Source organism: Polaribacter sp. SA4-12, assembly GCF_002163675.1.
GTDB lineage: Bacteria > Bacteroidota > Bacteroidia > Flavobacteriales > Flavobacteriaceae > Polaribacter.
The window spans coordinates 663,671-685,515 of the sequence record NZ_CP019334.1; the positions used below are offsets into that span (position 1 = coordinate 663,671).

Annotated in this window: 20 protein-coding genes; 10 read left to right on the forward strand and 10 right to left on the reverse strand. The window is 29.6% G+C overall.

Translation table 11 applies throughout. The annotated features are described in order from the left end of the window. Nucleotides 1-297 precede the first annotated feature (297 nt). The 5 genes from BTO07_RS03005 to BTO07_RS03025 all read right to left on the reverse strand — a co-directional run bounded on the left by BTO07_RS03005 (nt 298) and on the right by BTO07_RS03025 (nt 5,241). A complete protein-coding gene (locus BTO07_RS03005) occupies nt 298-483 on the reverse strand; it encodes a CPXCG motif-containing cysteine-rich protein (protein ID WP_087519821.1) in 186 nt (61 codons plus the stop codon). Next, nucleotides 483-1,490 carry an NADP-dependent oxidoreductase gene (locus tag BTO07_RS03010; RefSeq protein WP_087519822.1) on the reverse strand — a complete coding sequence of 336 codons (1,008 nt, stop codon included), beginning with the start codon at nt 1,488-1,490 and terminating at the stop codon, nt 483-485. The genes BTO07_RS03005 and BTO07_RS03010 overlap by 1 nt, the downstream gene beginning before the upstream one ends. Before the next feature lie 31 nt (nt 1,491-1,521). Continuing rightward, nucleotides 1,522-3,510: an alpha-ketoacid dehydrogenase subunit alpha/beta gene (locus BTO07_RS03015; RefSeq protein WP_087519823.1), complete on the reverse strand. Its 1,989-nt coding sequence runs from the start codon at nt 3,508-3,510 to the stop codon at nt 1,522-1,524. A 116-nt stretch (nt 3,511-3,626) separates the two neighbouring features. Further along, nucleotides 3,627-4,106 (reverse strand): Lrp/AsnC family transcriptional regulator, encoded by a 480-nt coding sequence (locus BTO07_RS03020; RefSeq protein ID WP_087519824.1) that lies wholly within the window; start codon nt 4,104-4,106, stop codon nt 3,627-3,629. Nucleotides 4,107-4,182: 76 nt separating this feature from the next. After that, nucleotides 4,183-5,241 (reverse strand): M14 family zinc carboxypeptidase, encoded by a 1,059-nt coding sequence (locus BTO07_RS03025; RefSeq protein WP_087519825.1) that lies wholly within the window; start codon nt 5,239-5,241, stop codon nt 4,183-4,185. 526 nt (nt 5,242-5,767) lie between these two features. Between BTO07_RS03025 and BTO07_RS03030 the strand changes: the two genes are divergently transcribed. The 6 genes from BTO07_RS03030 to BTO07_RS03055 all read left to right on the forward strand — a co-directional run bounded on the left by BTO07_RS03030 (nt 5,768) and on the right by BTO07_RS03055 (nt 8,915). Then, nucleotides 5,768-6,130 (forward strand): helix-turn-helix domain-containing protein, encoded by a 363-nt coding sequence (locus BTO07_RS03030; protein ID WP_087519826.1) that lies wholly within the window; start codon nt 5,768-5,770, stop codon nt 6,128-6,130. Between the two features lie 353 nt (nt 6,131-6,483). After that, nucleotides 6,484-7,263, forward strand: coding sequence for a HipA family kinase (locus tag BTO07_RS03035; RefSeq protein WP_087519827.1), 780 nt, complete (start codon nt 6,484-6,486; stop codon nt 7,261-7,263). Next, the gene (locus BTO07_RS03040) at nt 7,253-7,636 is read left to right on the forward strand and encodes a DUF3037 domain-containing protein (RefSeq protein ID WP_087519828.1); all 384 of its coding nucleotides are present in this window, start codon (nt 7,253-7,255) and stop codon (nt 7,634-7,636) included. The genes BTO07_RS03035 and BTO07_RS03040 overlap by 11 nt, the downstream gene beginning before the upstream one ends. 15 nt (nt 7,637-7,651) lie before the next feature. Then, complete coding sequence (locus BTO07_RS03045) at nt 7,652-7,954, forward strand: hypothetical protein (RefSeq protein ID WP_087519829.1); 303 nt, start codon at nt 7,652-7,654, stop codon at nt 7,952-7,954. A gap of 43 nt (nt 7,955-7,997) precedes the next feature. After that, nucleotides 7,998-8,294 (forward strand): hypothetical protein, encoded by a 297-nt coding sequence (locus BTO07_RS03050; protein WP_087519830.1) that lies wholly within the window; start codon nt 7,998-8,000, stop codon nt 8,292-8,294. 105 nt (nt 8,295-8,399) lie between these two features. After that, entirely contained in the window at nt 8,400-8,915 is a 516-nt protein-coding gene (locus tag BTO07_RS03055; RefSeq protein WP_087519831.1) for a PepSY domain-containing protein, read from the forward strand. A gap of 17 nt (nt 8,916-8,932) precedes the next feature. Here BTO07_RS03055 and BTO07_RS03060 read toward each other — a convergent pair whose 3' ends face one another. Beyond that, nucleotides 8,933-9,208 carry a winged helix-turn-helix transcriptional regulator gene (locus tag BTO07_RS03060; protein ID WP_087519832.1) on the reverse strand — a complete coding sequence of 92 codons (276 nt, stop codon included), beginning with the start codon at nt 9,206-9,208 and terminating at the stop codon, nt 8,933-8,935. A 157-nt stretch (nt 9,209-9,365) separates the two neighbouring features. Here BTO07_RS03060 and BTO07_RS03065 point away from each other — a divergent pair, with 157 nt between their 5' ends. Next, nucleotides 9,366-9,878, forward strand: coding sequence for a VOC family protein (locus BTO07_RS03065; RefSeq protein WP_087519833.1), 513 nt, complete (start codon nt 9,366-9,368; stop codon nt 9,876-9,878). A 62-nt stretch (nt 9,879-9,940) separates the two neighbouring features. Then, nucleotides 9,941-10,879 (forward strand): hypothetical protein, encoded by a 939-nt coding sequence (locus BTO07_RS03070; RefSeq protein WP_087519834.1) that lies wholly within the window; start codon nt 9,941-9,943, stop codon nt 10,877-10,879. Nucleotides 10,880-10,991: 112 nt separating this feature from the next. Here BTO07_RS03070 and BTO07_RS03075 read toward each other — a convergent pair whose 3' ends face one another. The 4 genes from BTO07_RS03075 to BTO07_RS03090 all read right to left on the reverse strand — a co-directional run bounded on the left by BTO07_RS03075 (nt 10,992) and on the right by BTO07_RS03090 (nt 16,585). Next, on the reverse strand, nt 10,992-11,963 hold the full coding sequence (locus BTO07_RS03075) for an IS110 family transposase (RefSeq protein WP_087519519.1): 972 nt from the start codon (nt 11,961-11,963) through the stop codon (nt 10,992-10,994). 329 nt (nt 11,964-12,292) lie between these two features. After that, nucleotides 12,293-12,589, reverse strand: a complete 297-nt coding sequence (locus BTO07_RS03080) for a GIY-YIG nuclease family protein (protein ID WP_087519835.1) — start codon at nt 12,587-12,589, stop codon at nt 12,293-12,295. Between the two features lie 330 nt (nt 12,590-12,919). After that, nucleotides 12,920-13,891, reverse strand: a complete 972-nt coding sequence (locus BTO07_RS03085) for an IS110 family transposase (RefSeq protein WP_087519519.1) — start codon at nt 13,889-13,891, stop codon at nt 12,920-12,922. Between the two features lie 834 nt (nt 13,892-14,725). Continuing rightward, the gene (locus BTO07_RS03090; protein ID WP_087519836.1) at nt 14,726-16,585 is read right to left on the reverse strand and encodes a B12-binding domain-containing radical SAM protein; all 1,860 of its coding nucleotides are present in this window, start codon (nt 16,583-16,585) and stop codon (nt 14,726-14,728) included. Nucleotides 16,586-16,830: 245 nt separating this feature from the next. Here BTO07_RS03090 and BTO07_RS03095 point away from each other — a divergent pair, with 245 nt between their 5' ends. Beyond that, nucleotides 16,831-20,517, forward strand: coding sequence for a YobI family P-loop NTPase (locus BTO07_RS03095; protein ID WP_087519837.1), 3,687 nt, complete (start codon nt 16,831-16,833; stop codon nt 20,515-20,517). Nucleotides 20,518-21,113: 596 nt separating this feature from the next. Further along, entirely contained in the window at nt 21,114-21,845 is a 732-nt protein-coding gene (locus BTO07_RS03100) for a tRNA-uridine aminocarboxypropyltransferase (protein ID WP_257789760.1), read from the forward strand.

Genomic DNA, 21,845 nt, shown 5'->3' on the forward strand with positions numbered 1-21,845 from the left:
CTTCCAAGTGATTTAAAAAAAAGCGTCATTACGAGTAACAACGAAGTAATCTCTTTCAAATAATGAGATTGCCACAGTTTACACAAAAGTAAACTTCGCAATGACAGTAAAAAAATACAAGCCTTCGCAGAAATGACAACTTACTTGTAAACAAAAATTCGTTGGTACAACAAAAAATCAACAAACAAGGTTAGCCCTGATTGAACGGTTTGTTTGAGCTCTTTTTTATTCCTTTTTAGGATAAAAAAAGCGAGTAGTGAAAGCAGGAAATAGCTTCAGATAATTAAAAACAAACAACTATTGTTCAATTGATTGAACGTTGAAACTAATCAATTCTCCTTCATCAAAAACAGGTGTAATTTCTATAGGATTACAGCAAACCTCACAATCTTCTATATAGGTTTGCTGATAAACACTTTTATCTAAAATCATTGAGATTTCTGACCAACAATGTGGACATTGAAAAAAGTGCTCCAACTCCATTATTCTATTACTTTTAGAATTAATTTTCCGTTTTTTTCTCCAGAAAATAATCTATTATACGTTTCTTGAAAGTTTTCTATTCCTTCATAAATATCTTCACGAGATTTTAATTTTCCTTCTTGCATCCAAACAGCCATTTGTCTGGCAGCTTTTCCGAAATCTTTCGTGTAATCCATTACTACCATTCCTTTCATTGTAGAACGCGTTACTAATAATGACAAATAATTACTTGGACCATTTATTTTTTTCTTGGTATTATATTGAGAAATTGCTCCACAAATAACCACTGTTGCATGCATTCTTAATTTACTTAACGCAGCGTCTAAAATAACGCCACCAACATTATCGAAATAAACATCAACACCTTTTGGGCATTTCTTTTTTAAAGCAGAATAAATATTTTCTGATTTGTAATCTATTGCTTCATCAAAACCCAATTCATTTACAACATAATCGCATTTCTCTTTTCCTCCAGCAATTCCGATTACCCTACAACCTTTAATTTTAGCAATCTGACCAACAATGCTTCCAACTGCACCCGCAGCACCAGAAACCAATACAATATCTCCTTCTTTAATATTTGCCACTTCAAGAATTCCAAAATATGCTGTCATTCCCGGCATTCCTAAAGTACCTAAAAAAGTAGGCATCGCTGCAACTTTTTCATCAACCTTAAAACAACCTTCACCATCTGAAACAATATATTGTTGCACACCACCCCAACCAGAAACACAATCTCCAACCTGAAAATTCGGATTATTGTTATTCTGAACAACTTTACCAATTGAACCTGCACGCATTACACTATCTAACGCAACTGGCGGAATATAAGATTTGGTATCATTCATCCAACCACGCATTGCAGGGTCTAATGAAATATAATGTTGTTGAATTAAAATTTCTCCTTCTTGAAGTTCAGGAATTGGGTTTTCCTCTAATTGCCAAGTATTTTTATCTGGTGTTCCTTGAGGACGATTTTTTAAGATGATTTGCTTATTCGTAGTCATTGTAAAATTTTAAGTCTTAAAAATAGTAATTTTAATAATTAATTAGGGCTAAAATACTTTTTTCTATATTATTTTTTCCTAAATATTGTTTTTCTAGCTCTTTATCAAAAGGAATTGGGGTTTCTATACTCGCAATTCTCTTTACAGGAGCGTCTAAATATTCGAAGCAATTTTCATTGATTAAAGCAGAAACATCACTGGCAATTCCCCCAAAAAGCGAATCTTCTTGTACAATAAGTGCTTTTCCTGTTTTTTTAACAGATGTATAAATCGTTTCGACATCTAAAGGCTGTAATGTTCTTAAATCAATGACATCTACAGAAAAAGTAGTGTTTTTTTCTAAAACCTCTAAAACCCAATGAATTGCTGCTCCGTAACTTACGATTGTAAGTTGAGTTCCTTCTTTTATAATTGCTGCTTTACCAATTTCTGTTGTAAAATAATTATCAGAAACTTCTTGATAAACAGAACGATACAATGCTTTGTGTTCGAAAAAAAGCACAGGATTCGGGTCGTTAATCGCTTCAATAAGCAAACCCTTCGCATCCTGAGGAAATGCTGGATACACCACCTTTAAACCTGGCACTTTAGTAAACCAAGCTTCATTTGTCTGACTATGAAAAGGACCTGCTCCAACTCCTGCCCCACAAGGCATTCTTACCACAATATCAGCGTTTTGCCCCCATCTATAATGCGATTTTGCTAACAAATTTACAATCGGATTAAAACCTGAAGAAGCAAAATCTGCAAATTGCATTTCCATCACTGATTTTATTCCATTTATAGACAAACCATAAGCTGCAGAAACAATTGCAGATTCACAAATTGGTGTATTTCTCACGCGTTCTTTACCAAATTTCTCTAGAAAACCATCAGTAATCTTAAAAACACCACCATATTCAGCAACATCTTGCCCCATGATTACCAAATCATCGTATTTTTCCATAGATTGATACAATCCTTCAGAAATAGCATCTACCAAACGAATCCTTTTCTTTTCTTTTGATGGTTTTACTTCTTTATATTGATGTTCTTTAAAAACATCTTTTAATTCCGTCTCTAAATCAGGAGTAACATTGTCTTCATTAAAAGCAATTTGAAGATGTTCATTTATTTCGTGAACGATATCTTTTTTTAGAGAAACCTCTAATTCTTCTGTAAGAATGCCTTCATTCTTTAAAAACTCTTGATAATTTTCTAAAGGATCTTTTGCCCCCCAAAAATCTAAAACGTCTTGAGGAACATATTTTGTACCACTTGCTTCTTCATGGCCACGCATTCTAAACGTCTTGAATTCCAACAAAATAGGTCTTGGATTTTCACGAACACTTTTAGCCAATTCATCAACTTTAGCATATACTTCTAGCACATTATTACCATCAATAACATAACTTTCCATTCCGTAACCAATTCCTTTATCAGCAATATTTTCACATTTAAACTGCTCAGAAACAGGTGTCGACAATCCATAACCATTGTTTTCAATACAAAACAAAACAGGTAAATCCCAAACAGCAGCTACATTTAAAGCTTCATGAAAATCGCCTTCGCTCGTTCCTCCTTCTCCAGAAAAAACAGCACAAACCTTTTTATTATTCTTTAGTTTATTGGCTAATGCAATTCCATCTGCAACACCTAATTGCGGACCTAAGTGAGAAATCATGCCAACAATATTATATTCTTGTGTACCAAAATGAAAACTTCTGTCTCTACCTTTCGTAAAACCATTCATTTTACCTTGCCACTGCGAAAACAATCTATACAAAGGAATCTCTTTTGTAGTAAAAACACCTAAGTTTCTATGCATTGGTAAAATGTACTCGTCTTTTTCTAAAGCCATTGTAACACCAATAGAAATTGCTTCTTGCCCAATACCAGAAAACCATTTAGAAATTTTTCCTTGTCTTAAAAGAATTAGCATCTTTTCCTCAATTAATCGAGGCTTTAGCATGTTTTTGTATAAGTTTAATAACGTTTCGTTATCAATAGAATTTTTGATAAAATCAATTTTAGCATGCATAAATTATATATTTCATAATTATAACACACAAACATAACGATAAATACATAAAGTGCACAAAAAAATCCTTATCATTTTATTGATAAGGATTTTTTAATATTATTAAGAAACGCTTTTTACAATTCTTGAAAAATTGCGTGCATCATTCTCTTTTTATCATTGATACTTTCTTCTAAAGCAATCATTGTTTCTGTTCTGTTTACTCCAGGAATATCGTCTATTCTATAGATAATGTCTTTAGCATCATTCGTTCCCTTAGCTCTTACTTTACAGAAAATATTGTATTTACCAGCAGTTACATAAGCAACAGTAACATTAGGAATACTTCTTAAATCTTCAATAACATTTTGAGTCATAGACGTTTTTTCTAAATAAACACCAACATGTGCTATAAAAGAATAGCCCATTTTCTCATAATTTAATGTAAGAGTAGATCCCTGAATAATACCTTCATCTTCCATCTTTTTAACACGTACGTGAATTGTACCTGCAGATACTAATAATTGTTTTGCTATATCAGTAAATGGTGTTCTTGCATTTTCTATTAAGACATCTAAAATTTGGTGGTCAATTTCGTCTAGGATAAATTTTTTCATGTTTTGTGTATTATTCAATTTACAGTGCAAATTTATGAATTTAATTTAATTAAAATAGCATAAAACTGATAAATACTTAAATAATATTACTCTCGAAAACGATTTCGCAATGGCCAATTTTGCTTTTTACACTATTTTCATCCACTTTGTTTAATTTTGTAACAAACTTTCCGTCAATAATTTTATCTTCATATTGAAAGGCAATGTCATTTTTTGAGTCAGAATATCTGTGAATAATGTCGTAGAAAATTTTATCGTTATTAGGAATTTCGAAATACGCTTCATAATCATCAAAAGAAGCTGCATTTGCAATATGATGAATTCCTTGTAAAATTGAAAAGAAAGTATATTTTCTAGACTCTTCTCTATCATAATCATCCGTATAATGACCAGATTCTATTAAAATGGTATTAAACCCTAGTTTTTGAAAGTTATCTCCTGTTGCAGTTGGATAAAACTCATCCGTATATCTACCAACAAAGTTCGGAATTACGTTTTGCAGCATTTTATTCATACTTACAATAACATTCATCGTTTCTGTTCTCCCTCTAGTCAGCGCTCTTGTAACTTCTTCTGAAGGTGCTAAAAAAGAGATTGTAGCTGGGTTTTTAGTCCCTTCTACACTAAAAATAGTTCTTTGATCATGTAAGTTGAAACAAAACTGAGGATCAAACTCCTCTAAAACACTACGTAAAAGAATACTTTCTTTCGCTAATCTATTTACAGCATCTCTGTTTAAATCTACATCATTTGCATTTACCCTTGTATACGCTTGCGCTCCATCAGGATTCAACATTGGGATAAAAACTAACGTACATTCTTCTAATATTTTAGAAAATACAGCTTCTGATGAATTTAGAATACAATTAAAAAGGTCAAACAAGGCTCTTGTGCCTGTACTTTCATTTCCATGCATTTGAGACCACAACAATATTTTCTTAGAACCGTTCCCAATTTTCAATTGCATAATTGGTCTGTTTTCTTCCGAAGTACCAATTTGAGAAACTACAAACTTAGATTCATATTTAGAAAATAGGTTTTCGATGTCTTTATAAGTAATCCATTTTCCGTGCAAAGTATTTTCTTTTTGCACAGCATAAATAGTTTCTAAAAAATTGATGCGTAAATTATTCATATCTATAAGGTGAAATATTTATTCAAAAATAAAGAATTTATGAAAGCCAACAATCATATAAAGTGAGTCACTTTATAATAATAACACATACATTAAAAGTGAATTAAATTTTAACAAACTAAAACTACAATCAAAATAAAATCAAACCAAAAAAGAACAAGCTACTCGTGTAACAACAGCCCTTTTAAATGGCGATTTATTTCTCGAATTTACAGGTTACAATTGTCACCAAACTACAAAGTTACAATTGTAATAAGTATACAGATTACAATTGTAACTTTGTAAACAGATTACAATTGTTACGATTGTAAATTGTAAACACCAAAATAGCAGCAGTACTAAATAACACTAGGTTAGTAAAAATATTTAAATACTAATTAATATTAAATATTCTTAAAATCAGATTATTACAATGATTAAGTGAAGTTTTAGTTTAATACAAAAATACACAGATAAACTATTTACAAATATATCCTTTGCTACTGTTTTTAGATTGGTTACATTTGTATAAAGCAATAATATTACAATGGTAAACATCGCAGAATTTACAACTCGACTTAAAAAAGTAATGGATTTTCATCAACTATCTGCCTCTATGTTCGCAGATAAAGTGGGTGTTCAACGCTCTAGTATTTCTCATATTCTATCTGGTAGAAACAAACCTAGTTTAGATTTTATACTAAAAGTAACTACAGAATTTAAGGATGTGGATATGTATTGGTTGCTAAATGGAAATGGAAATTTTCCTAAAAATGGATTAAGTACTCCAACTTCTACCCCAACTTCTACTCCATCTTTTTCTGATTCCAATCCTGAAACTGGAGGAAAAAAAATTGAACGTATTGTCGTTTTTTATAATGATGGAACTTTTGGAGAATACAAAAAGTAGTCAAAAATTGATCTTAAAAAAGTTGGAAGGATTTTTTAAAAGTCAAAATAGTTGATCAAGTGAAATTGAATTCTAAATAAAGTTCTCGATTTCGCTCGAACGGACATCGATATCAATTATCAATTATCAATTATCAAAAAAAATAAATTTCTCCTCTTTCAAAAAATAGAGACCTATATTATATATCAAAAAGTAATATTAAAAAGTAACAAGCAAATCTGATTAAGTAATTATGTCTGGTTGAGCGTAGTCGAAACCTAAATAAGTTCTCGACTGCGCTCGAACGGACATTTATATAAATTAAATTGACAAAATTTTATCTGATTTTATTAAAATAGCATAATTTAGTCTTTATGAACAAAATTGATATTCGAACCGTAAATGTTACACAATATTTACAACCTCTTCGAGAAGGTGGCTCTTTACCTGCAATTGTAAAAGCAGATGATGGTTTTTTATACGTCCTTAAATTTAGAGGTGCAGGTCAAGGTAAAAAAGCATTGATTTCAGAATTTATTGGCGGAGAACTTGCCAGAGCAATTGGTTTAAATGTACCTGAGTTGGTTTTTATGAATCTAGACGATTCTTTTAGCAAAACAGAGCCCGATGAAGAAATTCAGGATTTATTAAAATTTAGCGTTGGTTTAAATCTCGGGCTTCATTTTTTATCAAGTGCAATTACGTACGATCCTTTAATTTCTAAAGTAGATTCTTCAACAGCTTCTAAAGTCGTTATATTAGACAGCTTAATTAGTAATATTGATAGAACAGCAAAAAACACCAATTTATTAAATTGGAATAATGAACTGTGGGTTATTGATAATGGTGCAAGTTTATACTTTCATCATAATTGGGCAACTTGGGAAAACCACTTAACAAGAACGTTTCCTTTAATAAAAGACCATGTGTTGTTACCAAAAGCAACGAGTCTTAAAAAAGCATCCGAAGAAATAAAACAACTTATAAATATTGATGTAATTACAGAAGTTGTTGCGAACATTCCTGAAGATTGGTTGTTAAGCGAAGGAGAAGTATTAAGTCCTGATGAAATGAGAGCTGCATACATTTCTTTTTTAAGTGCAAAACTTTCTATGATTGATGAATTAGTTAAAGAAGCGGAAGATGCAAGATAAAGTTACATTTGAATACGCCATTATTAGGCTTGTACCAAAAGTGGAACGCGAAGAGTTCTTTAATGTTGGTGTCATTCTATTTTCGAAACGTAAAAAGTTCTTAGGGATAAAATACCACATCAATGCAGATAAGTTAAAAGCACTAGCGCCAGAACTGGAACTAGAATTCATAAATGATTATTTAAACGCTTGGAAATTAATTTGCGAAGGAAAAGCTTCTGGTGGTAAAATTGGTGAGTTTGAAGTTTCTGATCGTTTTAGATGGTTAGCAGCTTGTAGAAGTACCATAATACAGAGTTCTAAAACGCATCCTGGTTTGTGTGAAAATCCCGAAGCAGAATTAGAAGATATTTTTAATAAATACGTTTTATAAAAAACTACTTTAAATATGCATGGAGCTTTCGGAGCAATAACGTCATTAATTAAAAAACAGGAAGCTGCTAAATACAGAAAAGCCACTTTAAAATACGAACTTCAAAAAAGAAGAGAAAGCTTACTAAAAGGCAAACCTGCACAAGAGTTAAAATTCCCTGAGATTTCTAATGCTGAAATGAAAGTATTAAAGGAAAAAATCAGAAAAAAGTATAAAACTGATCAAATTAAAAATGCGATTATTAGCATCTTAATTTTTACTTTTGTAGTTGCTGTATTTTATTACATCATAAGTAATAAAGAATGGGTTTCTATATAAGAATGTTCTATAAGATGCGTAATTTTAAAACTCACTTATAAGTATGGATGGTTGGGGATCTTTAACAATGTTAATCAAAAGACAGGAAGCTGCTAAAAACAGAAAAACCGCTTTAAAATACGAGCTTCAAAAAAGAAGAGAAAGTTATTTTAAAGGCAAACCTGAGCAAGAGTTAGAATTCCCTGAGATTTCTAATACTGAAATGAAAATTTTAAAGGAAAAAATTAGAAAAAAGTATAAAGCAGATAAAATTAAAAATGCGATTATTAGCATCTTAATTTTTACCTTAGTAGCTGCTGTATTTTATTACATTATAAGTAATAAAGAATGGGTTTCTTAAAATTGAGTTTCTAAACAAAAACGAATTAAAAAAAGTGGCTTTTTTCATTAAACCTTTCACTAAAATAAAAGTCTAAACTTATACATATTTAAACGATACATTATCATGGCAAAAAAAAAGACTCCGTTCTCATTTCAAATTAGAGTTATTCACAGATATTTAGGCTTCTTTTTAGCTGGAATTATGTTTGTATATGCATTAAGTGGAATTTTAATGGTTTTTAGAGATACTGACTTTTTAAAAACCGAAGTTGTTACAAAACGAACGTTAGCACCTAATTTAACAGCTAGAGACCTAGCTCCTATATTTAAAAAAGGCGCAAAAGTTATAAAAAAAGATGGTGCTATTTTATACCTAAGAAATGGTGATTATAACCAAGAAACAGGTGTTGCAAACATTAAGAGAAAGCAACTTCCTTTTATTCTTGATAAAATGGAACATCTTCATAAATCGAGTACAAAAAGTCCGATTTACTTTTTGAATGTCTTTTTTGGCGTTGCCTTATTATTCTTTGTTTTTTCTGCTTTTTGGATGTACACACCAAAAATGCCCGTTTTTAAGAAAGGAATGTATTTTGCCGTTGGAGGATTTGTTTTAACAATTATTCTATTGTTTGTATAAAAGACAAATTGAGCTAATTAATGTTCAAGATCTTTTAAACCCCAAGCATCTAAGCTTCTTAAAATATTTTCTAGAGATTGTCCTCTTTTAGTTAGGGTGTACTCTACTTTTGGAGGAACAACAGGATACACTTTTCTAGAAATAAGTCCGTCTTTTTCTAACTCTCTAACAGTTTGTGTAAACATTTTGTTAGAAATTCCTGCAATGTGTTTTTGCAATACTCCAGAACGCAAACCGCCTTCTAATAAATGAAATAAGATTAAAGGTTTCCATTTTGTGCCTATTAAATTCATCGTGTAATTTAACGGGCATACATTTTTTTCGATCAAAAGATTAAATTTAAAATATTGATAATCATTATTTTACTCGTTTTGGTAACTATACTACTTTTTGGTAAGTTATTGTCTATATGGCAAATATAGCTTAATTTTGAAGTCTAAATTAAATATCATGACTGAAAATAAAAATTACCCAAAATCATTCTCACATATTGGTCTTACAGTTCCTAATATTAAAGAAGCTGTAAAATTCTATTCAGAAGTAATGGGTTGGTACATTATTATGGAACCTTCTACTGTTAAAAAAGAAACAGAAACTGCCATTGGTCAAATGTGTATTGATGTTTTTGGAAACGATTGGACCGAATTTGAAATTGCGCATTTATCAACTTCAGATGGCGTTGGTATTGAGTTATTCTCTTTCCCGAACGGAATAAAAGAAGCGCCTGAATTTAATCCTTTTAATACAGGTCTTTTTCACTTTTGCATACAAGATCCAAATATTGAGGAATTGATTGAAAAAATAATTTCTTACGGAGGAAAACAAAGAATGCCAATTCGTGAATATTACCCAAAAGACAAACCTTTTAAAATGTGTTATGTAGAAGATCCATTCGGAATCGTATTTGAAATTTACACTCATAGTTATGAGCTAACCTATTCTTCTGGCGCTTACACAAAATAAAAAACAATTAACTTAGCTGCTTTACGTTGAATTATTCAACGTAAAGTTTTACACCGCTAAGAATGAAATACAACAACATACTTATAATACTACTTTTAACTATTCTGATTTCTTGTAAATCAGAAAAGAAGAACTCAGAACCTAAAGAAATTACAAAAGAGGTTTTAACAGAAACAATTGTTACTGATCAATTCGAAATTATAAAATCGACTACAGATTCTAAAGCTGTTTTGGTTTTATTTGGTGGTTTTGGAGAAAAACCTGCGGATATAAAAAGGGAATTCCAAATTTTAGAAATTGCTAAAAAGAACGAAATCAGTTTGGTTTTAATGAATTATAGCGACAAACTTTGGTTGGAAGAGAATGACAAAAAAGAACTCGCAACACTTTTACAAAACACTTTAGAGAAACACAACCTAAATAAGAAAGACATTTATATTGGTGGTTTTTCTAGCGGAGGAATTGTAAGCTTATTAATCAGTGATTATATTACTGGTAAAAAAGAGTTTTATATTGATCCTAAAGGAGTTTTTATTGTAGATTCTCCTATCGATTTGTTAGCACTGTATAGAGCTTCTGAAATTAACATAGAAAGAAACTTCTCTGATGTTGCTATTCAAGAAAGTAATTGGATTATTAATCTATTGGACAAACAATTAGGAAACCCAAAAGACGGAATTTCAAATTACGAAAAGTATGCAGTATTTACATCAGCATCTAATTACACAGAAAACCTCAGCAATTTAAAAAACACAAAAATTAGATTGTACACGGAGCCTGATGTTAATTGGTGGAAAGTAAATAGAAAGACTAATTTTGAGCAAACAAACGCATACTACATTCAAAAACTATCTGAATCTTTAAAAAAACGTGATTTTAAAAACGTTACTTATATTCCTACAGAAAATAAAGGCTACAGAGCAAACGGAAATAGACATCCACATAGTTGGTCTATTATTGATAAAGAGAATTTAATGAATTGGATTTTGAATAGTAATTAGTTGTCATTATGAATGTGGTACGAATTAAGTAATCTGCATCTTGATAATGAGATTGCTTCGTTCCTCGCAATGATCTGTGTTAAAAAACTATTATTTATTGTTAAAATTTCTTTTATTTCAGAAAATATAAGTTTTGATGATTTTCATTGTAAATTTGTTTGTTAGTCGCAATAGAAAAAATTTGCTTTATTAATTTATTAGCTATTGCAATTTTAATTACTCTCTCGGGTTTTCCTTTTTCTTTAAGTCGTTCATACATTTCGATACAATTTTTATTTACTCTTTTTGCAGACCAACTACATAAATACAAAAGTTTTCTAATTTGAGGTTTGCCCATTTTACAAATATGTCCTTTACCTTTTACACTTGTTCCTGATTGATATAGCCTTGGACTAAATCCTACAAAAGCTGTCAGTTGTTTATAGTTATCAAATTTTGTGAAATTATCTGTAATAACACTCATCATAATAGCCGTTTTTAGCCCGATTCCTGGTATCGTTTTTATTCTTTCAACCGTGTCTTTATAAGCTAATCTTCCTATTTGCTCTATCTTTTTTTCAAACTTATCAATACGTCTTATTAATAATATTAGTACTTGTTTTAATTCTTTTCTAAGATCCGAACTCAACAAACCTGTTGCTTCAAAGGATTCTAATTGTCTTTTTGTTTGATGTTTTTGTTTTTTTAGTAATTCTAAAGCTGTGTAAAGTTGTTTAATTTCTATACTAGGTTTACTCTCTGGACACCATCTTTTTAACTCATATTGAGCACCATATTCGGCAATTGTCTTTGCGTCTTTTTTATCTGTTTTTGCTCTATATAATCTTGTTTGACTATATCTTCTAATTATCAAAGGATTTAATACACATACATTAAAACTAGATGCATGTAAAAAAGTTGCTAACTGAACATAATAAGGACCACTAGCCTCCATTACAATCCAGTCTGATGCACTAATCAATTTAATAAATTGCTCAAAACCTGTATTTTGATTCTTAAAAATTTTGTGAATCCATTTATCTTTTTCTAAATAAGAAACATCAAAGGTTTGCTTACTAATATCAATTCCTATAATTTTACTCATATCAAATGTTTTTATAGAAAAATTACTACATTTACTTATCAATCCTAAATACAGACTTGATGGTCTAATGATCTGTTCAAGTTTATGTAGTAAGGGGTAAAGTGATTAGCATTGCGAACGGTCTTTAATGACAAATGACGGACTATAATCTTTTCCTTTACCCTTACTTTTCTTGTTAAATATTAAATCTAATTTAAGCTTTTTAAAAACAGATCCTTATTTTTACAAACATAGGATGACAAAAGTACTGTCATTACGAGGACGATAGGACGAAGTAATCTGTTTATTTTGAGTTACAATTATGTGATTTCCGTTCCTCGCAATGATAATTAGAACTGAAATAACCAACCTTCAGACAAATCATTCCAATTAGGATTTTCTAAATTTACTATATCATTTTTACGTTTTCTACTTCCAGCTTTTAATTGTTTCTCTCTTGCTATGGCTGAACTTATATCATCATATTCTTCAAAATACAATAATTTATCACAATTGTAATTTGCCGTAAAACCTTTATATTCTTTCGTTTTATGCTGATAAATTCTTTTTAATAAATTACTAGTGACTCCAATATATAGAACAGCATTATTTTTATTGGTTAAAAAGTAAATGTGGTATTTTTTCATACTTTTTTCTCTCTAAAGATAAATGATTTTGTCATTATGAGGAAATAGGACGAAGTAATCTGTTTATATTGAGTTACAAATTAAGAGATTGCTTCGTTCCTCGCAATGACAAACGTACTGTCATTACGAGGACGATAGGACGAAGTAATCTGCTTGTTTTGAGTTACATATTATGAGATTGCTTCGTAACCTCGCAATGACAAATGTGCTGTCATTACGAGGACGATAGGACGAAGTAATCTGTTTGTTTTGAGTTACTAATTAAGAGATTGCTTCGTAACCTCGCAATGATCTGTGTTAAAAAACTATTATTTATTGTTAAAATTTCTTTTATTTCAGAAAATATAAGTTTTGATGATTTTCATTGTAAATTTGTTTGTTAGTCGCAATAGAAAAAATTTGCTTTATTAATTTATTAGCTATTGCAATTTTAATTACTCTCTCGGGTTTTCCTTTTTCTTTAAGTCGTTCATACATTTCGATACAATTTTTATTTACTCTTTTTGCAGACCAACTACATAAATACAAAAGTTTTCTAATTTGAGGTTTGCCCATTTTACAAATATGTCCTTTACCTTTTACACTTGTTCCTGATTGATATAGCCTTGGACTAAATCCTACAAAAGCAGTCAGTTGTTTATAGTTATCAAATTTTGTGAAATTATCTGTAATAACACTCATCATAATAGCCGTTTTTAGCCCGATTCCTGGTATCGTTTTTATTCTTTCAACCGTGTCTTTATAAGCTAATCTTCCTATTTGCTCTATCTTTTTTTCAAACTTATCAATACGTCTTATTAATAATATTAGTACTTGTTTTAATTCTTTTCTAAGATCCGAACTCAACAAACCTGTTGCTTCAAAGGATTCTAATTGTCTTTTTGTTTGATGTTTTTGTTTTTTTAGTAATTCTAAAGCTGTGTAAAGTTGTTTAATTTCTATACTAGGTTTACTCTCTGGACACCATCTTTTTAACTCATATTGAGCACCATATTCGGCAATTGTCTTTGCGTCTTTTTTATCTGTTTTTGCTCTATATAATCTTGTTTGACTATATCTTCTAATTATCAAAGGATTTAATACACATACATTAAAACTAGATGCATGTAAAAAAGTTGCTAACTGAACATAATAAGGACCACTAGCCTCCATTACAATCCAGTCTGATGCACTAATCAATTTAATAAATTGCTCAAAACCTGTATTTTGATTCTTAAAAATTTTGTGAATCCATTTATCTTTTTCTAAATAAGAAACATCAAAGGTTTGCTTACTAATATCAATTCCTATAATTTTACTCATATCAAATGTTTTTATAGAAAAATTACTACATTTACTTATCAATCCTAAATACAGACTTGATGGTCTAATGATCTGTTCAAGTTTATGTAGTAAGGGGTAAAGTGATTAGCATTGCGAACGGTCTTTAATGACAAATGACGGACTATAATCTTTTCCTTTATCCTTACTTTTCTTGTTAAATATTAAATCTAATTTAAGCTTTTTAAAAACAGATCCTTATTTTTACAAACATAGGATGACAAAAGTACTGTCATTACGAGAACGATAGGACAAAGTAATCTGTTTGTTTTGAGGTACATATTAAGAGATTGCTTCGTTCCTCGCAATGACAAATGCACTGTCATTACGAGGACGATAGGACGAAGTAATCTGTTTGTTTAAAGTTACAAATTATGAGATTGGTTCGTAACCTCGCAATGACAAATGCACTGTCATTACGAGGACGTTAGGACAAAGTAATCTGTTTGTTTTGAGTTTACAATTAAGAGATTGCTTCGTTCCTCGCAATGACAAATGCACTGTCATTACGAGGACGGTAGGACGAAGTAATCTGTTTGTTTTGAGTTACATATTATGAGATTACTTCGTTCCTCGCAATGACAAATGTGCTGTCATTACGAGGACGATAGGACGAAGTAATCTGTTTGTTTTGAGTTACACATTATGAGATTGCTTCGTAACCTCGCAATGACATAAAATATTAATTAGTTCCTAGGCAAGAAAATAAAGCTAGCAAACAAGTCTAGCCCAGATTGAAACGGCATCCTTTTTTTGTTTTTCACAAAAAAAGATATAGTGGAAAGCTGGAAATAGCTTCAAATAAAAAAAACTAAACTACTCTTTCAAACATTTTTCAATCATATTACTTTCTAAAGTTATTCTTGGAACTTTAAAATTGAAATATTCGTGAATCGGAATTTCAAATCCTTTGTGATTTAAGTACTTATTTAAAGCCAAATTTAATCCTTCGCTGTATAAATGGTGCTCTGCTCCTGTTGGATCTTCGTGATACAAATCGTTTTCTGCAAATCCTTTAAATTCTGGACCCGTAATTTTAATCTGAAATTCATCGGGATTTTTACCTACAGGACTATGACTTGTACACGCAAATTGATGCCAAAAAGCAGACTGAATACAATTGTTCTGAAACAACTGACGTACAACTTCTAAAGAATCGATGGTTTCTTGCGCTGTTTCTGTTGGGAAACCAAACATTAAATACGCGTGCGTCATAATATTTTGGTCAGCAAAAGCTTTGGTAACTCTCGCAACCTGACCAATATCAACACCTTTTTTCATTTTACTCAATAATCTGTCAGACGCAACTTCTAAACCTCCTGTAACTGCAATACAACCAGATTTTGATAATAAGGCACACAATTCTGCATTAAAGGTTTTTTCGAAACGAATGTTTGTCCACCAAGTAATGTACACTTTACGTTCCATCAACTTGTTTGCCAATGCTCTTAACATTTTAGGTGGCGCAGCTTCATCTACAAAATGAAAACCTGTAATACCGGTTTCTGATATTATTTGTTCAATTTTATCAACCAAATCATCTGCAGTGGTGTTTTGGTAATTGCTGATATAATCTAGATTTACATCACAAAAAGTACATTTTTTCCAATAACAACCGTGAGAAATGGTGAGTTTATTCCATTTTCCGTCAGACCACATTCTGTGCATCGGATTCATTACATCTAAAAAAGACAAATACTTTGCTGTTGGCAAACCAATATAACTTGGCGCCGGTAAGTTTTTATGATGAAAAATGGTGTTGGGTATTTTATTTGCATACACAACCTCGTTGTTTCTACAGATATATGTTCTTTCTAGTTGCTCCTCGCCTATTTTACCGTCTAAAAATTCGGTAATTCTAAGCAACGGACCTTCGCCATCATCTAGCGTTATGAAATCTACAAAATCGAAAATTCGAACATCAGACAAACGTCTTAATTCTGTATTGCAATAACCACCACCCATTCCTATTTTAATGGTAGGATAATTTTGTTTTATAAACTGTGCACATCGCAAAGCGGAAAATAAATTACCAGGAAAAGGAACTGTAAAACAGATTAAATCGTACTCGTTTTCTTGTAATTCTTGGTCTAACAAATACAACATTTCATCTTCTACCAAGGTAGTTTCGAACTGTAAACATTCGTCTAACTCATCGAAACTAGAGGCTGCTCTAGCAATTTGTTCTGCATAGCGTGTAAACGAGAAAAACTCATCTACATTGGCGTTTATAAAATCGCCCAATTCTTCTACAAACAAGGTTGCAATGTGTTTTGCTTTGTCTAAGATTCCTAACAACCCAAATTCGGTACTTAAATCTTTGTCTAATTTTATACGTCTGTGTCCGTGTGGTAAATAATCTTTATGTACAATTTGATACGCTGCCGTAACTTCTTGTACACGCAAATAATTCATTACAGAATCTACTTTATTAATGTAGTCTTCCTTTTGTTGATACACCAACGCATACTCTTTATTACCAAGCATTTCTGCTTGTTTAAAAATAGCATCTATAAATTCTTTGGTAAAAACCGCCGTAAACAACTCGATACTTAAATCTATTTGAGTTGTTGGTACATTTTTAGAATCTAAGAAACCTTTAATGTACGCAGTTGCAGGATACGCAGTATTTAACTGAGTAAAAGGTGGAGTTATTAAAAGCGTGTTTACAGACATAAATTTTACGTAAAGTGCAAAGATACTATCTCATTTAGGATTACAGTTAAAAACTTTGGTTGGTTTTTGTTGATGGGGTTTTGAAAGGTGATTTTTTGGTTGATAAGTTGGTTGATAAGGAATGGTTGTGTTTGTGATTTAGTGATTTAAAAACTTTAACTTCGTTGACTTGCTATATAAATCTATTGAAACGATGTCATATCAATATCGAGTTAGACACAATTAATTATGAGAAAAATCCAACTATGAAAGAAAAACTACTTGATCTCTTATTAATTACTTCAAAAAAAATAGAAGAATTACATTATAAACTATCTAAAAAAAATCAAATAGAATTAGATTATTCATCTCTTTCTCCAATTGCCAATGGAGATAAAGATGGTCATTACACAAAAGCTTTACAGTGGTCTCTTGAAAATCGTGAAGAAGAGGATATAAAAAACATTGCACTTACAGGGTCTTATGGCTCAGGTAAAAGTACAATTCTGAAAACTTTTCGAAAAAACTACAAAGGATCTGAATTAGAATTTCTAAATATTTCTTTAGCAACATTTAAAGAAGAGAAAATAAAAAAAGATGATAACGGTAAAACTATTGAAAAAGACAAAGATGAACTTTTAAGACTAATAGAAACAAGTATATTACAACAGATTTTTTATCACGAAGAAGATAAAAATATTCCAGATTCCAGATTTAAAAAAATTAAGAGTTATAGTGGAAAAAGACTTATATCAACCTCTGTTGGTATTTTGCTATTCATAATAGCTTTATTTAATTATTTTAACCCAAATCTTATACAAAGTATTTTTAAAGATAATCCTTTAAGCACTTTTACTTGTGATGCATTACATTACAGTAGTATTTTAATAATTATAATTGGTGTTTTCTTTTTAGTTTATAAATCAATTAGGATTATTAGCTCATTAACAATTAATAAACTTAAATTTCAAAATGCTGAAATAGGAATTGGAGAAAGTATTAACAAGTCTATATTGAACCATCACTTAGATGAAATCCTTTATTTCTTTTCAATAAGACCTTATAATGTTGTAATTATAGAAGACCTTGACCGTTTTGAAGAAACTGAAATCTTTACAAAACTTAGAGAAATTAATCTCCTTTTAAATAACTCCGAAAAAACAAAGAAAAAAAATATTGTCTTCTTATATGCCGTTAGAGATGATATGTTTTCAGATAACGAAAGAATAAAGTTTTTTGACTTTATTATTCCCGTTATTCCTGTAATTAATTCTTCAAACTCAAGTGAAATTATTCTACAGAAAAAGGAAAAGTACAATTATGATTTATCAGAGGTTTTTATTGATGATATATCCTTTTTTATTGACGATATGCGTTTACTTCATAATATAACTAATGAATTTTATTTATATAAAGTGAAACAAGGTGAAACACCATTAAATCAAGATAAATTATTTGCTATAATTACTTATAAAAACATCTATCCTAACGATTTTGTTTGTTTAAGTAAAAATGAAGGGCATTTATATAATATTCTAAACTCCAAATCAAAATATGTAAATCAAGAGGTCAATCGAATAGAAGAAAAAACATCTGTTTTGAAAGAAGAGATTAAAAATCTAGAATTGGTAAATATAAAAAGTATTAAAGAACTTCGCCAATTATATATAATTCGAATAATCGAAACATTAGGTGATTTTAATTCTTTTATCATTAATAGCGAACCTGTAACTATTGATGATATATTAAAAGACGAAAAATTTGAATATTTAAAAGATAATAAAATTCATTACAAAGCTCCTGTTTTTAATAATCGTCACTACAGACTTGATTATCCAATAAAAAAAGTACCAACTTCTTTCTCTGAAATTGAAAAATTAGTAAACCCTGAAAAATCATATGATATTAAGGAGCAAGAAATTATTGATATTAAATCAAATAAATCAAACTCTTTAAGGCAAGAAATACAAAAACTTGAAAAACAAAAAAATATAACTAGAAATTTAAACATTTCTGAATTATTACAATCAAATAAAGAAATTAATTTAAATATAAATGAAGATTTAGACAAGGATTTTATTACAATATTAATTAGAAATGGATATATATCGGAAGATTATATTGATTACATTTCTTTATTTCACGAAGGTAGTATAACAAGAAATGACCATAAATTCGTTATCAATGTAAGAAATAGACAAAAATTAGAGTTTGAATATAAACTTTCAAAAATTGATAAAGTAATTTCAAAAATAAATCCAATTGATTTTAACTCTGAATATATCTTAAATTATGATTTATTAGACTGTTTACTTAAAAATCATAAAACGAATAATATTCCTTTAGAATATATTTTCACCAAATTAAAAGATGAATCCTCTACTTCTATTCTATTCATAAATGGTTTTATTGAGAGAACAGAAAATTTAAATCTATTTATTAAAACGTTATGTAGCTATTGGAATGGTATTTGGGGATATTATGTGAATGATGTTTTGTATTCTGATGAACAAGTAAATAAAACATTAAAATACATCATAGAATATGCAGATATTGAAGCTATTATTAAGATAGATAAACAATCTAATATAAAAAATCATCTAACAAAAGACCCAGAAATTTTAAATATCATTTCTAACAATGATAAACTAATAAGTATCATCTCTGATTTACAATTAAAATTTATTGATTTAGACTTTGAAAATTCCCCAGAAAACATTCTAGACTTTATTTACGAGAATAATCATTATGATTTTAACGAAAAAATAGTTCGTAAAATTGTAAAAAAATATGGTGAATTTGAACAAGTAAGTTTTGATAATTCTAATTACTCTTCACTTAAAAATTCAAAATCTAAGAATCTCATTGATTATTTAGAAGCTAACATAAATGACTACATACAAAACATTTACTTAAAGCTTGATACGAATATTAATGAGGAGCAAAAATCATATTTAGAACTATTAAATCACTCAGATTTAAGTTTAAAACTTAAAAAAGAAGTCATTAAAAAAGTAGGTACAAAAATATCTGATATTTCACTTATTGAAAATGATAATTTGTTGTCATATATTATTGAAAATAATAAAATAGAAGCTAAGTGGGGAAATTTATTCTTCTTTTTCAAAAAATCCGAAGATAAATTATTAGACTCATCTATTGGCTTTATTAATAATATTGAAAATGCTAACAAATTAGCAAAAGTAAAAATACCAACTGAAGTTAATGATGAAAACATTTTTGGTGTATTCTGTAAACTTTTAATCCTATCAAACGATATCGAAAATAAATCCTTTGATTTAATTACAAATTCAGTTCCTTGGAAGTATAGCGGATTAAATATTGATAATCTTGATAAAGAAAAAGTTAACTCATTAATCAAGAATAGAATAATTAGTCCAACAATTGAAAGTTTTAATATTTTAAAAGAAAAATATCAGACGGCAGCCATTGAGTTGTTAGAGAAACATAAGTCTGAATTTATAAAACTAATTGAAGAGCTTGTTTTAGATGAAAATGATTTAGAGTTAATCTTGAAATCTACAGTTTTAAACAATATAGAAAAACTCAAATTTTTAGAATCTTGTTCTAATAATACCATTGCATCAAACTTTGAGAATTTTAAGTTAATAAGTCAAATTTTATTAAATGATAATTCATTTCGAATAAATGAGCTGCTTTTCAATGATTTAATAATAAACAAAAATGTACCGATTGTAAATAGAATTAAACTATTCAATAAGAATCTTTTTAGCACTGATGAAGCTTTCATAGAAAAATTCTTAAACAACTTAGATAGCAGTTATGAAAAAATTACAAATAGAGATAAAAGGGCAAAAATTCAAGACAATCCTGATAACAGAGAACTATTGACAAATTTGAAACGAAAAGATTACATTTCAAGTTTTTCAGAAGGTTTATTTGGCTTAAGAGTTAACCATAAAAGGAAATAACATTTCCCCTAGCATCCAGCATTTTAAATAATGCTGGGTGTTTTCTTTTAAAATAACTTTAGCATTACAAAAAAGCATTCTTCTGTAACTTCTAATAACTTTAATATTTATTTCACATAAAGCAGTGTCGTAAATATTTACATTTGATGTCTCAGAAAAAGGAATACTCAGAAAACAATGAAAAACTTAAGAGAACAAACAGATGCTAAAATTGCAGCAGGACGAAAAGGAAATCCTGATTTTATGAAAAGCAACTACGTTTTAATACAAAGTCACCTCAATTAATTGAAAAGTCAGTCTGTTTAACTACAAAACCACCTTGATGAACCAAAAAGCAACGATGTTTTAATACAAAGTCATCTTAATTAACTGAAAAGTCAGTGTACTTAAATACAAAACCACCCCAACCGACCAAAAAGCAACGACATTTTAGTAGAATGTAAGCTTAATTAACTCAAACAACACTTATTCCTTTTTATACTTGTCCATTTTTTGATTCTAAAAATCTAACTTTGTCGGCTACGATTATCAACAGTTTAAAACGTTGCGTAAACGTATTTAGTTATCCTTATTAGAAAAACAAAAAGAGATTCACCTTGCAAGTAGAAATAGAAAATCCAAGAGTAAAATGTTACAAATGTATGCGACCTTTAAGCACTTGTATTTGCAAACACATTAATACTTTGCAGACGAAGACTCGTTTTATTATTTTGATGCACCCGAAAGAGTACAAAAAAGAAAAAAACGGAACGGGAACGATGACAAATCTTCAACTTGAAAATTCAGAAATAATCGTTGGTGTCGATTTTACCAATAATAAACGTATCAATGAAATACTGAATCAAGAAAACAGTACTTCATTTTTATTGTATCCAGGAAAAGAGAGTTTCAATTTATCGACAGGAAAAAGTGCTGAAATAAATACTGTTATGGGTACAAGTCCATACCTTTTCATTCTCGATGGAACTTGGCCTTGCGCTCGTAAAATGTTGAAACTGAGTAAAAACTTGCAAACACTAAAAAGAGTAAGTTTTGATAATAAAATAAAATCGAAATTTATTATAAAGCAACAACCAGAACCTCTTTGTTTGAGTACTATTGAATCGGTTTATACAGTTTTAAATTTATTAAATGAAGGTGACTTAGAAAACTGTGATACAAAGGACTTTTTACTTCCTTTTGAAAAAATGATTGCGCATCAACTCGATTATATTTTAAATCCGAATAGTAAATACTATTTAACTTCGGGGAACAAAGAAATTATGCCTAAAAACCTGTATAAGAAAAAGACAGAAAGAACTATTATTTTTGAACAGGAAAAGATTTAG

Coding starts and splice junctions, on each gene's coding strand:
- BTO07_RS03005 (WP_087519821.1), bottom strand. CDS start 483: ATGGAGTTGGAGCACTTTTTTCAATGTCCACATTGTTGGTCAGAAATC.
- BTO07_RS03010 (WP_087519822.1), bottom strand. CDS start 1,490: ATGACTACGAATAAGCAAATCATCTTAAAAAATCGTCCTCAAGGAACA.
- BTO07_RS03015 (WP_087519823.1), bottom strand. CDS start 3,510: ATGCATGCTAAAATTGATTTTATCAAAAATTCTATTGATAACGAAACG.
- BTO07_RS03020 (WP_087519824.1), bottom strand. CDS start 4,106: ATGAAAAAATTTATCCTAGACGAAATTGACCACCAAATTTTAGATGTC.
- BTO07_RS03025 (WP_087519825.1), bottom strand. CDS start 5,241: ATGAATAATTTACGCATCAATTTTTTAGAAACTATTTATGCTGTGCAA.
- BTO07_RS03030 (WP_087519826.1), top strand. CDS start 5,768: ATGGTAAACATCGCAGAATTTACAACTCGACTTAAAAAAGTAATGGAT.
- BTO07_RS03035 (WP_087519827.1), top strand. CDS start 6,484: ATGAACAAAATTGATATTCGAACCGTAAATGTTACACAATATTTACAA.
- BTO07_RS03040 (WP_087519828.1), top strand. CDS start 7,253: ATGCAAGATAAAGTTACATTTGAATACGCCATTATTAGGCTTGTACCA.
- BTO07_RS03045 (WP_087519829.1), top strand. CDS start 7,652: ATGCATGGAGCTTTCGGAGCAATAACGTCATTAATTAAAAAACAGGAA.
- BTO07_RS03050 (WP_087519830.1), top strand. CDS start 7,998: ATGGATGGTTGGGGATCTTTAACAATGTTAATCAAAAGACAGGAAGCT.
- BTO07_RS03055 (WP_087519831.1), top strand. CDS start 8,400: ATGGCAAAAAAAAAGACTCCGTTCTCATTTCAAATTAGAGTTATTCAC.
- BTO07_RS03060 (WP_087519832.1), bottom strand. CDS start 9,208: ATGAATTTAATAGGCACAAAATGGAAACCTTTAATCTTATTTCATTTA.
- BTO07_RS03065 (WP_087519833.1), top strand. CDS start 9,366: ATGACTGAAAATAAAAATTACCCAAAATCATTCTCACATATTGGTCTT.
- BTO07_RS03070 (WP_087519834.1), top strand. CDS start 9,941: ATGAAATACAACAACATACTTATAATACTACTTTTAACTATTCTGATT.
- BTO07_RS03075 (WP_087519519.1), bottom strand. CDS start 11,963: ATGAGTAAAATTATAGGAATTGATATTAGTAAGCAAACCTTTGATGTT.
- BTO07_RS03080 (WP_087519835.1), bottom strand. CDS start 12,589: ATGAAAAAATACCACATTTACTTTTTAACCAATAAAAATAATGCTGTT.
- BTO07_RS03085 (WP_087519519.1), bottom strand. CDS start 13,891: ATGAGTAAAATTATAGGAATTGATATTAGTAAGCAAACCTTTGATGTT.
- BTO07_RS03090 (WP_087519836.1), bottom strand. CDS start 16,585: ATGTCTGTAAACACGCTTTTAATAACTCCACCTTTTACTCAGTTAAAT.
- BTO07_RS03095 (WP_087519837.1), top strand. CDS start 16,831: ATGAAAGAAAAACTACTTGATCTCTTATTAATTACTTCAAAAAAAATA.